This is a genomic window from uncultured Streptococcus sp. (genome assembly GCF_963511325.1).
Classification (GTDB): domain Bacteria; phylum Bacillota; class Bacilli; order Lactobacillales; family Streptococcaceae; genus Streptococcus.
In genome coordinates this window covers 1-16537 of the sequence record NZ_CAUPII010000011.1, presented here as the reverse complement: position 1 = coordinate 16537, position 16537 = coordinate 1, and the positions used below count along the sequence as shown (strand labels likewise).

The window sequence follows — 16537 nt, the reverse complement described above, 5'->3', positions numbered from 1 at the left end:
GTCCCCTTTTTATGGAAAATAAGCCATAATTTCCCCATCAGGTGAAATGTCTACTCGACTCAATAGAAGATTTCGAACCATATCCTTCTTGACCTGCCTTTTCATCTCTTCAAATCCATGATAGGCTTCTTGATAATACTCGACAATAGGATTCTTTTGAGCAGCTGATTGCCCACCGATTGCTAGACTCAATTGTTGCAGGTAGTCTACCTGCTCTACCCAGTTATCATCTATTGCTTTTAGCAATGCTAAACGCTGAAAATCTGAAAAGAAGTCATGAGTTTCCAGAATCGTTCGTTTCTCTTGTAGACTCTTTTGAACGGTTGTCTCCAGAACTAGCTTGATTGCATCCTTATCCGTCAGATCTAACTCTCGCGGAACTGCATGGTAAAGAAAACTGATATTTTTAACGATAAAATGATACAGATCTTCTCTACTTTCAAAGGGTTCTTCTGCCAAGCTTTTTCTTACGAACTCATCCAGAACATCTACAACAAAACCATCAAGATCCTCGGTTCCATCAATCAAGCGATTTCTTTGACTATAGACCATCTCTCTTTGAATATTCATACTCTCAGCATACTCTAAGGTTTGCCTTCTTGATGATCTAGCAGCGCTATCGCTTGCCTTCTGCGCTTTTTCTACTAATTTTCGATAGCGTCTTCCTTCTAAAAGTTCTGGGCTTATCTGTTTATTTACTGTATAGTCCTTATACATCTTATGGACCCAAGAAGGTCCATACTTCTTGATCACATCATCTTCCAGTGAGACAAAAAATTTCGACAAGCCAGGATCTCCCTGTCGACCAGAACGTCCTCTAATCTGTAAGTCAATACGTTTACTATCCATCCGTTCTGTACCAATGACAACTAGACCACCCAGTTCAGCAACTCCTGGACCAAGCTTAATATCAGTCCCACGACCAGCCATAGAAGTCGCAACTGTCACGGCTCCCATACGACCTGACTCTGCAATCATCTGAGCTTCACGCGCTGCATTATGGGCATTTAAAACGTTATGAGCAATTCCTTCACGTAATAATAGAGAGGAGTAGAGTTCCGACATTTCTACTGATCCAACAAAAATCAATAAAGGATTACCTTTTTCATGATAATATTTAATCTCAGCAAGCGATGCATACACTTTCTCAGGTAGGGTAACATAGAGATTGTCTGGATAATCAATTCGCTGATTCGGACGATTTGTAGGGATTCGAATGACTGACATGCCATAAGTTTCTAAAAACTCTTTCTCTGCAACCTTTCCTGTCCCAGTCATCCCAGAGATTTTTTTAAACTTCTTAAATAAGCTTTGGTAGGTAATGGAAGCCATCGCCCGTGTTTCTTCAGACAAGGGAACATGCTCTTTTGCCTCAATGGCTTGGTGTAAACCACCCTGTAATTTGGTCATTTCTAATAAACGACCTGTACTTTGATCTACCAATACGAGTTCTTCCTCTTTCTCACCCTTACGGATGATATAGTCTTTATCCCTTTTAAATAAGGTATGAGCTCGTAAAGCAAAGGTCAGGTGTCTTGCTAGTACGCCATGTTCTTCAGAATAGAGGTTATCAATACCTAAAAAGCTCTCCGCAGTTTGAGCGCCCTTAGTAGTGAGCCAGACTTCTTTTTTCTCTTCTTTAAAGATATAGTCTTGACCCTCAACTAGAGTTGTCATCAAGGTGTCAATAATTCCATAAAAATTGGATTGAACCCTAGGAGAACCTGAAATGACCAAGGGAGTTTGAGCACTATCCAGCAAGACTGAATCTACCTCATCTACGATAACAAAGTTAAATTCTGGCATGTACTTTTTATCTTCACTAGAGGCTAGATTATCAATCAAGTAGTCAAAACCAAGACCACTGTTTGTCGTATAAACAATATCCGCACTATAAATTTCCCGCTTATCTTCAGGCGTTAACTCTTCATCCTCGTCTTCAGAAAAGGGAATGCGAATGGTCAAACCTAAGAACTCATAGACTTGTCCCATCTCCTCTGCATCACGCTTGGCAAGATAGTCGTTAGTCGTCACCAGCATAACACCTTTTCCCGATAAGGCATTGAGATAGACTGGCATCGTAGCGGTCAAGGTTTTACCTTCACCTGTATTCATCTCCGCAACATTCCCTTGGTGGATGACAATCCCACCCATGACCTGTACATCATAGGGAAACATTCCTAGGATCCGCTTATCGGCTTCACGTACAACTGCAAAAGCTTCCACTAAAAGATCGTCTAAGCTTTCTCCAGCAGCAATTCTATCTTTAAATTCTTGAGTTTTACCTGCTAATTCATCATCTGTTAGCGAGGCCATCTCTTCTTTTTTTAGATTGATTTGATGCAAGATTTTTTTCACCTTGCTCAATTGTCTATTCTTGTTCCACATCTTGCTCAGAATCGTCCTCTTCTATTGAAAATGAATGAAAGTCAACTGCTTGAAATCCTGCACTCAACAGCTGTACTCTGTAATGATAGGCTTCTTCTGGATAGGTAAAGGTGAAATCCAAGTCTTTTTCAATCACTTGACCAACCTGCTTATCATAACGATCCATAAAGATGAGCCTAAAGTATAAACCATTTTGAGGTTGCACAGTCATACGACTAGACAAACGGTAACGATATCCCCTTTTTAAAAGAGGTAAGGTTGGGGTTAAGCGATTTCCTTGAAAGTTAAAACTTGAGGTCCACTCATGAATCATAGTACCAGAATTCACCATATCATTTTCCAGATAAACATGGTCTCTTGAATAATAGAGGACAATAGAACCAAACAAAAATGTATTTTGCCTCGTATCACCTAAACTAGCTCCCTTAAATTCTCCCCAATATATTTCTTTATTCCGTTTGATCATCATTAAAACTTTCTCCCAAAATCCTGCTCTAAAATCATCTTATAAAAATTCTTGAACCAAGCAGCACTAGTAGTACTATCGTCATTGTGGCGGCCTGAGGTCCCCTTGACCATAATACGAGCCCCCGTATGATAAAGGGCTGCTACTAAATCATCATAGGCATGCGGATCGTAGTCTTCCTCTTTCATATAAGAGAGCCCAAAGATTGTTTGACTAAAATCTGCCTGTTTAAAAGGAGTCCAAAAACGATCATCCAAGGATCTCATAGCATCTATACTAGCATCCCCTTTAGAATGATGACGTAAGATATCAAAGGCGGTTGGGAAAAGCCCAGGTGCCTCAAGTCTGCCTCTCTTTGCTATCAAGCCAAGATTAGCCAAGGGTTTTGAAACGATCACAGCTTTCGGTTCAAAGAACGAACTGTAATACATAGCTCCATAAGTTCCCATGGACATACCCGAAAGGATCAATTCCTTATTTGAGAATCCTAATAAATCCAGATGTTCTTGAATGACATTTCGAACACCATTCTCAAGACAGTCATCACCCAAGTAGAAGGCTCCTCCATCTATCCGAGGATCTTGAAAAAGAAGGAAAGGCGTACCAAGAGATCTCATCATTCCGAAACCTTCAAATCCTTCGGCTCGTCGATAACCAGAGAAATAGATATTCAAAGGTGGCTTAAAGTCTCCTGGATAGAAAAAGTAATTGATTTCCTCACGCTTTTCATTATGAATGATTCCCCCACCAAGAACGTATTTACCAAATTGGTAGCGCGTCAAACGCTGGTGAAGAGCTCCTATTTTCAGACATCCTGCTCCTCTAGCTTCTAAAGAGATACTGATGAATGAAGAAAAGTCATCATCCAGTACAAGGGCAGACTTCATATCTTCAACTGTGAAAACTCGTTCTTTAACAAAGTTATCAGTGGAGCCATCTTGGATATTTCGAACAATCAGACGAATATCACAAGTCCAATCTTTCTCATATTCGAGCCAAAGTTCGACTGGGTTAAATTCGCTAGCTCGGATATTATACTTCCAACTAATTAAGGGGCGAAAGTCTTGACCATACTTTCCTAGGAGTTCTAGATTTTCATAACCGTTATATCGAACCTTTCCCGTAAAAGCAGGATTGACAATCATATCAATTGGAACTAACTTATCTCCATACTGCCCTCTAAACAGGGCCTTAGATAAGAGTCGCAAAAGTTCTGCTGGGTTTGAAAAATCTGTTGCTTGAGCACAGGTTTTTTTCAAAAAATCTTGAACATCTTTCGATTGAGGCTCAGCTGTATCAGGGTAGAAAATCGTATAAGGAGTGATCTTTCTCATCAACGGAATCAAATCCGATAAATGCTCAGGATTTTCAATCAAAACAGCTGAAAAAGTTCTTAAGCCTTCCATTTTCATGACCTTCTTTATGGCAGTCGTTGATCTTGGCCAAAAGAAGTGCCACTCCATATTTTCAGGAAGCTCATAGATATGGCTCCAGTTTCTGCTACCTATCTGCAAAATCTGTAATTTATTGCTCACTTTTTGCCTCCTCTAACCATTTTTCCCACTTGTCTACAAATTGATCACCCGTATTTTGTCGAATCTTATCAATTGAGTAAATTAAGGCTTGATTCCAATGTTTCAGGGTATCTAAAAAGTAGTGCCCAGCCTTACTAAACTCTGATAAATCCGATAGGATATACCCATTTTGTAAATGGGTAACATATTCTGACTCGTGTCGGTTGATTTGAGGGATTCCTGCGCTAATCCCTGCAATCTGTGTGTAAATATTAGCGACTGGATTCAAATCAACAATTAAACGAGTATACTCTAACTCACGAATTAAGCCCATCTCATCATTTAGATTGATAATCTTAAAGCGATAATCATCTCTGGTATTTTCCTCTAATGTATTTTCCGCATCAGATACCACAGTATCCTTTAACAGATCCCTTGGGTTAAGACGTTCTATAATCAGCGAATCGAGTTGCTTCTGCAAAGCTTCTATTTGATAACCTTCTGCATTAAATACTGAAAAAACAACCTCTGTCAAGGGATTTTTCGAAACAAAATGCATGATTTCATACAGGACTTCTGGATCTTGTTGCATCTGTATATCTAATTGGACATAAATTTTTGATTCTTTTAATCGTTGGCTAATCCCTAATTTTAAGCGCGTATCAAATGACGGTAAATGATGCATTTTAGAAGCAAATTGGGGATAGGTCTCTTGTAATCGCTCAAGAAAATCTTTCCGATCACTAATCAACATTCTAGACTGTTCTACTACCTGGCAATGAGTTTGTAAATCATCTGCTTGATTTCTTTCAATAAAGAAACTTATAATTTTAGGAGCTTCTTTTGGTAATTTTTCTAACAATTGATCTTGAAACTTGGTATTAGCTGCCAAAACAAATGAATCTCCAACCTCATAGTCTTGATTTAAAAATGTTGCTAAGAATTCCCAAATGACTTCATCTATACTGTCATAAACTAATTTTCCAAAACGATAGCTTACTGCTGGGTTTACCTTTACAATTGGCTCTTCCCCCTGCAAGTTTTCCCTAAGTTGCCACTGGCCTTTTGCATTGTAATAATAGCGAGTAGCTGGCTTCTGATCCTTAAACTCTACAAGACTAGATAAAAAGCCTCGATCATCAAAATAGCAAATAAAATCAACTTGGTCATCCTTAAAGTAAGTGATGTAGCTGATAAAGCCTTCTGAACCATATTCAATTTCAGCATAGAGTTCTCCCTGTTGCTTAACTACAACTACAAAAGGAGTATAGATAAAATCACAATCTTCATCCCATGCTAAATCCTTTAATTGTAAAGGATGCATCTCCTCAGCTTCAATATTTTGAATAGCATCAAAAACGGAGAAAACATCAGACTCCAATAAATCTTGTCTGTGTAACAAATAGCGTAGATGAGGATGATAAGTCAACCATAGCATCTTAGATTCTAATTCTTGGCGTTTAAAGATACGAATTTGGTGTAAGATATCATCAAATTCTAAGCGATAAGGAGTTCTATACCAAGGCACAATACTAGCTTGCCAAGATGGATTGTTACGCTCCAAAAAAGGAATGAAATAATACATATATTCTCCTCACAATTATGAATCAATTTCTAAGAGTGGTCTATAATTCTCATTTAAGGTCAAAGCATCAATTTCTTCCTTGATATTAAACACCATTCCATTAAAAATCAAAAATAAGCCTGAAAGCATACTTAGTTGCATATAGCGCGGATCATATAAGACAATCAACATTGGTAATCCTGCCATAAATACGATATAGATAGACCCAATGATTGCAAAACGAAATATCAATTTTCCGAGATAACGACTAGTATCTTCTCCAGGATAGATATTATAAATATATTCTCCAGATTTTTTCATTCTCTCAGCAATTTCTTCACTATTCATATTTACAAATGCAAACGCAATTCCTAATATAAATAAAACAACAATATAAGTGAAGACCCAAATTGGCTGACCAATTGCAAAGCGGCTAATCCACTCTCCAATCCACGATTCTTTCGGTAAAACCATCTGAAGAAGCAACAAGCTATATTGTGGGATGGATACCAAGGACATGGCATACATAAAGGGCATCCCTCCAGCTGGATTCAGCAAAATATCCAAATAAGAATAACGTTTAAAGCGATTGTGGATCATAATCTTATTTACCAGAATTCGATAACGAGCTCTCTGAACTCTAACTGCAATCGCTAAAAATACCATTGAGAGCATCAAAAGAGCCACAATCAATAAGGGACCAACTTGTAATTCTTTGATGCTTTTTAAGATGTTTTGTGGCATACTTGACACCATACTTGACATCAAGATAACTAGAGACCCTCCGACACCAAACAAAGAATTCAAATCCGATAACCAGACTAAGAAAAAGGTGCCCGCAATCAAGAGTAGAACATTCATGGTCAAGACTAGCCCATAATTCATCCCTGACTGAATAGGGAGATTTAGAGTAATGGCTAATGCTTGGATTAAAGCAATGACAAACGTTAATATCATTTTTCGTCGATCTTGAACTTCAAGTGGTAAACTACCCAGACCAAGTTTTTTAGACATGCTAAACATTTGCCATAAAATCATCGCCGACATCCATGGAGACAGTCCAACTGAAAATAGGGAAAGACTCCGAAGATTTCCACCTGTTATAGAAGTAGAAAAGGCTAAGAAAGCTGCAGTTCCACCCAAAAAACTCGTGTCATTAACGTTTACAAAGGGAAGGGTCAATCTACTTCCTAGAACGTAAATGAATAAGAAAGAAATCGTCCACATAACCCGTTTCACGACAACTGATGTTAATTTTTTCTTCAAATTTTTCTCCTACCTTATTCGAGTGATGAGATATTCTGATGAACATAGCTAAATCTATAAATTGATCTTTTGCTAACAATGGCGTTCCCTCATCCTAATGGATGAGGGCAATCCATAACTATTCTATTCTAAACATTCAAAACCTGCATCACTGCATCAATCAATAGTTTTTTTGTAAAGTAGCCTTGTTTCAAGGCATAACTCACTTTATATACATTTTCAACCATTTGTTGATAAGCTTCTACTGTCGTTCCCTCTACAAGACGACTGGCTTCTTCCAAACTATCTACTACATAACCTAAGCCTTTTTCCTTTATGAAACTGGCATTTGAGAGATAGGATGGTACTACTACTGGAATTCCAGCAGCAAGATAAGTGCTAACTTTATGAGAGATATTCAAGCGATAGTAATCTGCCTCTTCAGCTGGATTTTCACTTGTTCCCCATACTAAGCCAAAGCCCCCCTCTGACAAAGCAAAAAGCAACTCTGGATCTGTTTTCCACCCTTTAAAGGAAACACTTGGATTATGATTCTCCTGATTAGACTCGGAAAAAATATCGAGTGGGGTTGAGTAAGCCCAGTTGGATAAGTGTTCAAAACGTTCTACACTACCCGCAAAAGATAGTTTTTTTTGAAAAGCAGGCTGTCTCAAAGGATAGTCATGAACATGATCCCACATGCCTTGGATAATAATCTTTTGAACTGTCAATCCTTCCTGAATCAGGCGTTCTTTCATGTTTTCTGAAGGAACAACTACTAGATCTGATTGGTTGTACATCTCAATGTACTCAGGCATTAAGTAATAATTGGATGGAAACATAAGGGGTGGCACGTCATGGATAAAGGTAATAATTTTCGTGTTTAAAATCTTACATTTCCTGATAAAGGCCTGGTCATACTCTCTACCATTCCATGTAGGAGATTGATAAACAACGATATCCCCATAACCCAGCTTAGCTAAAACGCCATCTAAACGGCTATTCAACTCGCCTTGACTATCACTATAGATATTGTAAAAGTAAAAGCTAAGCTCGTGAAAGTCTAACTTTTTTGCAATTTTAACGGTTTCATTCTGGGCGATCAAGGCTGTACTCTGACCAGACATACCGTAAATATTTGTAATATTAATTTTCATTTTGAATCTCTAATTTAGTATTTTTTAAAACAAACCACTCACAAACTTAAAGTTCCTTCAAAAAATCGACCATAGCCTGAGGATTATCATGAGGAAATACTTGATCTACATGATAAGGATTGGCCACATTATCAAACGCTAAAATTGTTTTCTTAGCTTCTTGCACCCATTCTAAAACATCAGGAAATTTAAACTCATGATTGATATCCAGATAAACATCACATTCTTCAATCATTTTCCTGCACATCCACCTCATAACAGTTGGATGCAACTTAATATTCTCATAACTGGCTAGACTTCTGAGAATTTCTCCCATATCCGTAAAAGTTAAAATATGAATATCATACTCAGGTAAATGTTTAATCAGATAATCAATTTGTTCTAATTGCTGACTGCCTGTAATGATCAATGCTTGATATTTAGCTTTTTTCACGACAAGTTCTTCTTGACTATTTATTTGAGACCACTCTAGTTGATTATATTTCCACCAAACTTCACGTAGGCGACCTACCGAATAAGTATTCCAAGGTTTATCGGTAGACAAATAATGAACAATCGCTGGTAATGGAGTCAAAGGCAATTCAAAAATAAAATATTGCCCCCGACTATCAGCCAACTGATCATATCCAATCTGAAAATTATAGGTATCATCTAATAATACATAATTTTCTCCCATCACTAGATTGAGAACTGTTTGATCAGCTTCAAGTAAGTGTTCATGTTCTCTTTCAGTAATGTTAATGAGTTCCTGCTGGATTCCCTTATCCTTCCAATACGCATTATTGATCAGTAACACTCCTGCATTAAATCTGTCTTCTAAACCATATATGATTTTTGCAGCAGCTAGAGGTTTATTGGTTAAATCAATAGAAAATAGATCTGTCAAATCACGTGTAACTACTAAGTCACAATCTAAATATAAAACAATATCTTCTGACACAAAACTCGGTATAAAATAACGAGCAAAGGTCATAAAGTTTATGTGCTGTCCAACAGGTGGTAGACTCCAATTTCGCATATTACCTCCAAACAGCTTGATATCAACTATCTCACTATTTCGGTATGCCATTTTTTCCCTGACGGAGACAAACCACTCTTGGGGAATATCCTGATTAAAAATATAAATCTTGACATCACTATTGTGATAGCAAATAGATTTTAAGGTAGTTTCGATTTGACGAATATAACCGTAATCTCCTGCTAACACAAATACTTTTTTATTCATTCACTACTCCTTGACTATAGCTTCACGATGATAGATGCATCATAAGCCGCATCGGCAACTAGCTGAATTTCTTGATCAAAATTATGCTCTGCGGTATGCTTGTGTGAGAATTTCACTTTTGAAGCTGCTCCCATCTTAAACCACTCATATTCGGAATCAATATGACCTAAATCAACCGCTTGTATGCCTTTTTTGCTTAAGTGATACGCTAAAACCTTGGCTGTAGGTCCAAGCATCAAGAATACTAATTTACCAGCCGCATGCTTTTCAATCGCTTCTTGAATAGCCTCAACTTTACTGTAGGCATTTCTAGAAGGGCAGATGATCCGCTCAACTGACTGAGCATTGTCAAAAAGATCGTTGCCAACTCCTGAACGTGAGTTTTCACCTTCGACGATCAAGATATCTCGTTTATCCCAAAGTTTCTTTAATTTTTCAAAGTGGGCTACCGAAGCAGACTTATCTTTGAGGTCCATATAAGGACGAGATATAAAAGTAGAACCATAGAAACTTGCTGTACAAAATCTATGATAGGCTTCTTTATAATTCTCTAAATGCTTTTGCCAAAAGTTAACAGCTTCAGGATTATAGCGTTCCAAACCTTCAAAAACATCAGAAAGACAAACCAGCAATTCTGGAGAGCTTTCTAGTTGGATCATACTTCTAAGCTGTTCTGCCAATGTCTCATCATAGTCTTGATAAGGAATCCCATGCCCCATCATAATATCCATTTCCCCATCTCCATAACGAATGACAGAAGAATGGTGCTCCAGTATATAATCAAGACTCTGCTGGATATCCAGTACCTTTGGGTAGGATTGCAGCTTTTTTACAGGTAGCTCTCCATTTTGGCAATAGTTTTCAATAGCTAGAACCATCTCCTCAGGATGTGCTTGGTCATAAAGAAACTGACCTTGTTCACCATGGGCTACACTTTCAAAAGCAAATACTGGTTTTCCAGCTTGTCGGAAACGCCCAATGATCCCATCAACTTCGGATTCAGCATTGATATCCAGTAAGAAGTCACAGCCTTCAACCAAGCTATCAATCAAAGCTGGTTGCCCAGCAATATCTGACAAGACAGAGACATTTGGGTAGGCTAGTAGAGCTGTGATACTATCAGCCACCATAACGGGAGCTGCCACATAAAATTTGACATCCGGTAGATGTTCAATCAAGTAGCCCATATTTCTCAAGTCGCTTGAGAAGGTATAGACTAGGGCTGAATGTTGAACCCCTGTGTATTGACTCACCTGATCTTTTGTCAGACAAGGTGTTACCTGACTCATATCAGACCAATCTTGGGCATTATAATACCACCAAACATCTCGATAGATGGAGCGTTCATACAATCCCCATGGTTTTCTCTCTGTCAAATAATGAATAATCGGTGGATAAGTCCCAGGTTCTGGTCGATAATCTGAGAAATGTGTATGCAAGGTAATGCAGTTATATTTAAAGTCTAAAGCTAACCAACGATCTTTAAATAAGAGATTCAAGATACTTTGATCATCTTGAGCAACCTTATCATGCAACTCATTAGTCATTTCAATCAACTGCTTGCGAACTTCTTCTTGTTTCCAAAGGCGATTATTGATGAGCAAGACACCTGCGTTGAATCCATGCTCATTAAAATATACTTGAGCCCCCAGATCCTTGACTGCTGCCAAAGGATAGTCTCCTAATTCGACATCAAATAGAGGACTTAAGTCTCTTGTGACAACCAAATCACAGTCCAGATATAAGACCTTATCTTCCTCAACAAAATCCGAAATAAAGTAACGTAAAAATGTTGCATAGTGAATATTGGTCTTATATTGGCTGATATGAGAACTATTGACACGGGCATTGACGATTTCACAGTCTAGCTTCTTTAATTTACGATTGAGATTATAGAACCACTCTGTCGGAAAATCGCTGTTAATCAGATAAAAACGAAGTCCTCGATTATGACAGCAGATTGATTTGATTGTCGTTAATACCTTATCTGCATATTGGTAGTTGGCTCCGAGTACAATTGCCTTCATGTTCATTTTATCTTTCTTTAACTCTTTAATTGCTTCTATCATTGACTGTGGAGATTGAGAGGAAACGACTATTTGTTCCAATTGATTTTTGTTGGTCGTATCAAAGGTCAGTACTGGCCTACCTGCACTGGTATAGCGACTGACGATAAAGTCCATCGGACTCCCTTTATGGATATCCAGATAGGCGTCTGTCTTCTCAATCATTTCATCAATCACTGCCCCAACCATGCTAGGATATAAGTAAACATTAGGATATTTGTCCAAAGCCATTAAAATTGAACCCATATCTGTATAAGCTCCAATATGGAATCCAACATCAGGAAGAGCTTGAGCTAGTTCTTCAATATACAGAAAATCCTGCGAATCTGTGAATGTAAATAGATTGACATTATGAAGGTCATAAACTCTCTTGATGGTAAAACGTCCTGCATAGTGGTCAGCAATCTGTTCATAACTAACATCCCTAAATGCCCACCATAAGTCTCGATAACGATAGCCCATCAAAGTGGACCATGGTTTTCGATAGGTCGTATAATGGATGATCAAAGGTTCTTTATCCAACTCAAAGTGTGAATCCCAATGGCTATAAAAAGCAATGACATCATGACCAACTTGAAGGTTAAAATGCTTATCCAACTCTAGCCAATGATTTTCAAACATCAAATTTAATATAGTCTGAACACCATTAAATCTATCACTGATTGCAAAATCAGGTGAAGATACGTAATCAATTGTCTTATTTATTAATTTAGTAGTGATATCATATTGTTTCCACTTAGAATTATCAATTAATAACATTCCTGAGTTGAAACCAACACCATCTACATCTCGAACAGCAGCAAGATACTTATCACCCAAATCAATATTAAAGAGTAAATCAAGACTACCATTAATAATCAAATCACTATCCAGATAGAGTACTCTCTCCTCTTCAATATAATGAGGAATGAAATAGCGAGCATACGCAATCGCTGAAATATGTTCCTGGTTTTTCCACCTAGAATCAATCTCTTCATCTATACGAATGTCTTCTACAACACTTCCCAATTTCTCCACTTGTACCTTGAGATCATTGAACCAGTCACTAGGAATATTTTGATGGAGAATATAAATTTTAACATTTTGATTGTAATATAGAATAGATTTTATTGTTGTAAGTATCGGGATAAGGTAATTCTTATCCCCCGCAAGAACAACTGCCCTTCTTTCTTCCAAAATATCAAACCCCATTATCTAATCTCCATTTTCATCATTCGCTAGTTGATGACGAATGCTATTAATCATACTCTCTTTATCCTCTAAACTAAAAACTCGGACGTTTTTATCTCTTCTATGGACAACTGTTTCAAAAGAAAATACCGGTTTTCCTATCTCTAAAGCACGACCTACAATATTATCAACCTCTCCCCAATGATTGATATCTAAGTAAATATCTGCTCTATTTAATAAATCTTCGAGAATATCATCATGATGCACATTAGTATAAATATTCACGTTCTCGTAGTGATTAAAGCTTTCTAGATAGTCTGAGACATTTGTTTTAGCAGCTATATGAAATGCAACTTCAGGAAGTTCTTGTACAAGATAGTCTAAATGTTCTAAAGTATCTGATGCTGTTAAAGTAAAGGCGTGAAACTGATGCTGTTGTCTAGGAGTGATTTTTAAATCCTCTTGAGCAGTGACAACAGAATTAGCTGGGATATCTTTATAAATTAAAGCATTTGCCCCAATGATAACATTATCTCCAATGGTAACACCTTTTAAAATAACAACGTTAGTTCCAATCCAACAATTTTTCCCTATAGTTATCTTATCAGCTTTAAACTGAATTTTTTCAATATGGTAATTAGAGTATTTATGGTTGTGATCAAAAATTCTCACACCATCACCAAACATAGTATCCTTACCAATTTCAATCTCTTTGCCACAACGAATCGTACAATGATCGTTAAAGAAAACTCTATTTCCTAGTGTCAGCTTAGCATTATTAGACACTTCTAGACTTACAAATGAGCGAAATGTAACATCTGTTCCTAGTTCAATGCTACTAGTAGGAGAAATCTCTATATGATGAAAATCTCCTAACAACTTTACAGAATTTTTAAAATCCATGTTTATCTTCCACTTCTCTTATTTTATTAATCATTTCTTGAACTTGTTCTACTTTATAGATTATCTGTCCAACTTCAGAATATTTTGTATTTTCAAAGGCAAGAATAGGCTTCCCTAATTTTGCAAACTGCTCCATTATTTCTTCATTTTTTTCGCCGTGATTAATATCTAAAAGAACTTGACTTATCTCAATCAATTCTTGCTCAAGCTCTGATAAATCATTAAATTCAGACAAAATAGTCACATTGGGATTGACAATCCTTTTTGTCAATTGATCACTAACTTTGACGCTAGCTACAATTATAAATTGAATTTCCGGTAAAGCTTGAACTAGAGACTCTAATTGCTCAATACGATCCGAAAAAGTATAAATTAAACAAGTAACAGGTAGTTTTTGAGGATAGATATGAGCCTTTTTAAGCGTAAGTAAATGATAGTTTTGGCCTAATTCTGTCTATTCAAGATTATGATAATACCACCAAACATTGCGATAAGCTTGAATCCCTATATCATTCCACGGTTTTCTATGCGAAAGATAATGAATAATACCTGGATAGTCTTGAGATTTTGGTAGTTTATAATCTGTAAATTGCTTATGACTCACAATATAATGATTATCAAAATCCAACTCTAGCCACTTATTTTCAAAAAGTTTATTCAAAACAAGTTGATCCACCTGATCCGCCTTGTCATGCTGTTCATCAGTTAAATTAATTAATCGTTGAGTCATACTTTCTTGTTTCCAAACAAGATTGTTGATTAGTAATACACCTACATTAAATATTTCTTGATCATAGTACACTTTTCTGCCATAATCACGCACCGCAGCTAATGGATAACCTTGTAAGTCAGTCGCAAATAAATCATCTAGATTTTTCGTAACAACCAAGTCACAGTCCAAATAAAGTGCCTTATCTTCTTTTACAAAATCAGGTATAAAATAACACAGAGAGGCTACATAACTAATATCTGTTTTAAAACGTGATATTTGATCAGATGTTACTCGACAATTGATAATTTCCGAATCAAAGTCCCTTAATCGACCATTCAATTGTATGAACCACTCTTTTGGAAAATCCTTATTGATAATATAAAAACGAACCGAACGATTGTGATAGCAAATAGATTTCATGGTTGTCACAACCTGATCGACATATAAAAAATCAGCTACAAATACGACGGCTTTTTTGTCTTCTTTACTCTGAGGAAGAAGTCTATCCAATAACATCTTTTTCTCTTTTATGTAGTTTAATTCATAAGAATTAGCTAAACCTCTATTGTAAGCTTCAGAACTGATATAATCCAAACTCATTTTGTATGCTCGCCTATGCTCCGAAAGTGGATATCCTAACGTTGCCAATAAAGATAATCTCTCTTCAATTATATAAATGGCATCTCTAATCCATTCATCTGTCCAAGTATTGGACAAACTTCCCTCACGCACTCTATATATAGGCTGATTTATTAACATAAACAACTTTTTCAGAATCTAATAAGGCCTTCAAATTAAATAATGCATCTTCTCCAATTCTATTAATTGGAAAACGCAAATTCGCTATTATTTCTTTTTTATAAATTTTCCCCCAGGGTACAATCAAAGCAGACTTTAACAATTCTTTAGAGTCGTATAAACAAGGTATTATAGACTTATTATCATATACTTTTTCATAATAGTCAGTAGAGATGTGGAAATAAAAAACTGAATTAGACTCATTAAAACTAGTATAATTTCCAACTACAATATCTGCTTGATATTCTATCACTTTCTCATATAAAAACTTAATATAGTTTGGTTCTACCCAATCATCGGAATCAACAAAGGTAACATACGTTCCTGTCATTCGATCCAGACCAGCATTTCGCGTATCAGATACACCACTGTTTTCTTTTTCTATATAGATGATACGATCATCCTGTTTTTCATATTCCTGACAGATTTGTCCCGAGTTATCTGTAGAACCATCATTTATAATGATAATTTCCAAATTTTGATATGTTTGTTCCAAAATACTATCTAAACATTTCTGTAAGTATTTTTCAGCATTATAAACTGGAACAATGACACTAATTAATTCCTTTCCCATACAATCCCACTCCTAATTTTTTTTTCATATCTCTCATACTTTTTTTATGATAAAGACAATGAAAAAGACAACTTCTGCCACCCAATTTATATTGGATATTATAGAAGTTACTTTATACATAGATAGTTATTACATACATTTAATTTTCAACCGCAATATAAACTGAAACTAACTGCCATCGTTTTTCATATCGTGGAAACAACACATATCAACTTAAAGAAGTAGTTATAGAACTTCCTTATGACGATAATCTCTAAGTAATTGAAACAGATTTCTATCATAAATCCTTTATATCTCGATTATCACTTTATATCATCTTTAAACCAAAATCATTATTTCTATGGTTTTATTTCAACTAATATTTAATAATCTAATTCTCCTGAGATTTTTCTTATATCATAAAAAGCAATAAATGTTCTAAACAATACAAAGATTTTAAAATGAAAAACTCTACTATATATTATACCATTTTTATGCACTTTCATAAAGTGAGATAACCCTAAGAACCTTATTTTTTCTAACTCTGGCAAAGAATATTGAATTTCAATTGCTTTACGAATAGACAAAAGTTCAATTAGTGGCTCTATAATTTCTGTAGTGGGTAAATCCCCTATGGATCTTATGGAGCCTATTTTTGTGTAGAAAAAAAGTCCCATAAGATCTATAATGAAAAGCAACAAAACAACTCATTAGAAAGATCCATATGGAACAATTACATTTTATCACAAAACTCCTTGATATTAAAGACCCAAACA

At 36.2% G+C, this 16537-nt stretch carries 10 protein-coding genes and 1 pseudogene; all 11 read right to left on the bottom strand.

Annotation, left to right across the window (positions count from 1 at the left end; genetic code table 11):
* Positions 1 to 9 precede the first annotated feature (9 nt).
* The gene (gene secA2 / locus RQ973_RS04730; RefSeq protein WP_311522959.1) at positions 10 to 2388 is read right to left on the bottom strand and encodes an accessory Sec system translocase SecA2; all 2379 of its coding nucleotides are present in this window, start codon (positions 2386 to 2388) and stop codon (positions 10 to 12) included.
* On the bottom strand, positions 2372 to 2857 hold the full coding sequence (asp3, locus tag RQ973_RS04725) for an accessory Sec system protein Asp3 (RefSeq protein ID WP_248035018.1): 486 nt from the start codon (positions 2855 to 2857) through the stop codon (positions 2372 to 2374). Before asp3 ends, secA2 begins: the two co-directional genes overlap by 17 nt.
* Positions 2857 to 4389: an accessory Sec system protein Asp2 gene (gene asp2 / locus RQ973_RS04720; RefSeq protein ID WP_311522957.1), complete on the bottom strand. Its 1533-nt coding sequence runs from the start codon at positions 4387 to 4389 to the stop codon at positions 2857 to 2859. The genes asp3 and asp2 overlap by 1 nt, the downstream gene beginning before the upstream one ends.
* Positions 4379 to 5953 (bottom strand): accessory Sec system protein Asp1, encoded by a 1575-nt coding sequence (asp1, locus tag RQ973_RS04715; RefSeq protein ID WP_311522956.1) that lies wholly within the window; start codon positions 5951 to 5953, stop codon positions 4379 to 4381. Before asp1 ends, asp2 begins: the two co-directional genes overlap by 11 nt.
* A 15-nt stretch (positions 5954 to 5968) precedes the next feature.
* Complete coding sequence (gene secY2, locus RQ973_RS04710; protein ID WP_311522955.1) at positions 5969 to 7198, bottom strand: accessory Sec system protein translocase subunit SecY2; 1230 nt, start codon at positions 7196 to 7198, stop codon at positions 5969 to 5971.
* 128 nt (positions 7199 to 7326) lie between these two features.
* Positions 7327 to 8334 (bottom strand): sugar transferase, encoded by a 1008-nt coding sequence (locus tag RQ973_RS04705; protein ID WP_311522954.1) that lies wholly within the window; start codon positions 8332 to 8334, stop codon positions 7327 to 7329.
* 46 nt (positions 8335 to 8380) lie between these two features.
* Positions 8381 to 9559: a glycosyltransferase family 8 protein gene (locus RQ973_RS04700; RefSeq protein WP_311522953.1), complete on the bottom strand. Its 1179-nt coding sequence runs from the start codon at positions 9557 to 9559 to the stop codon at positions 8381 to 8383.
* A gap of 14 nt (positions 9560 to 9573) precedes the next feature.
* Positions 9574 to 12816: an SP_1767 family glycosyltransferase gene (locus tag RQ973_RS04695; RefSeq protein WP_311522952.1), complete on the bottom strand. Its 3243-nt coding sequence runs from the start codon at positions 12814 to 12816 to the stop codon at positions 9574 to 9576.
* Between the two features lie 3 nt (positions 12817 to 12819).
* A complete protein-coding gene (locus RQ973_RS04690) occupies positions 12820 to 13698 on the bottom strand; it encodes a DapH/DapD/GlmU-related protein (RefSeq protein WP_311522951.1) in 879 nt (292 codons plus the stop codon).
* Positions 13688 to 15782, bottom strand: a pseudogene (locus RQ973_RS04685) (glycosyltransferase). Before RQ973_RS04685 ends, RQ973_RS04690 begins: the two are co-directional and overlap by 11 nt.
* A 362-nt stretch (positions 15783 to 16144) precedes the next feature.
* The gene (locus RQ973_RS04680) at positions 16145 to 16438 is read right to left on the bottom strand and encodes a hypothetical protein (protein WP_311522950.1); all 294 of its coding nucleotides are present in this window, start codon (positions 16436 to 16438) and stop codon (positions 16145 to 16147) included.
* Between the last annotated feature and the right edge of the window lie 99 nt (positions 16439 to 16537).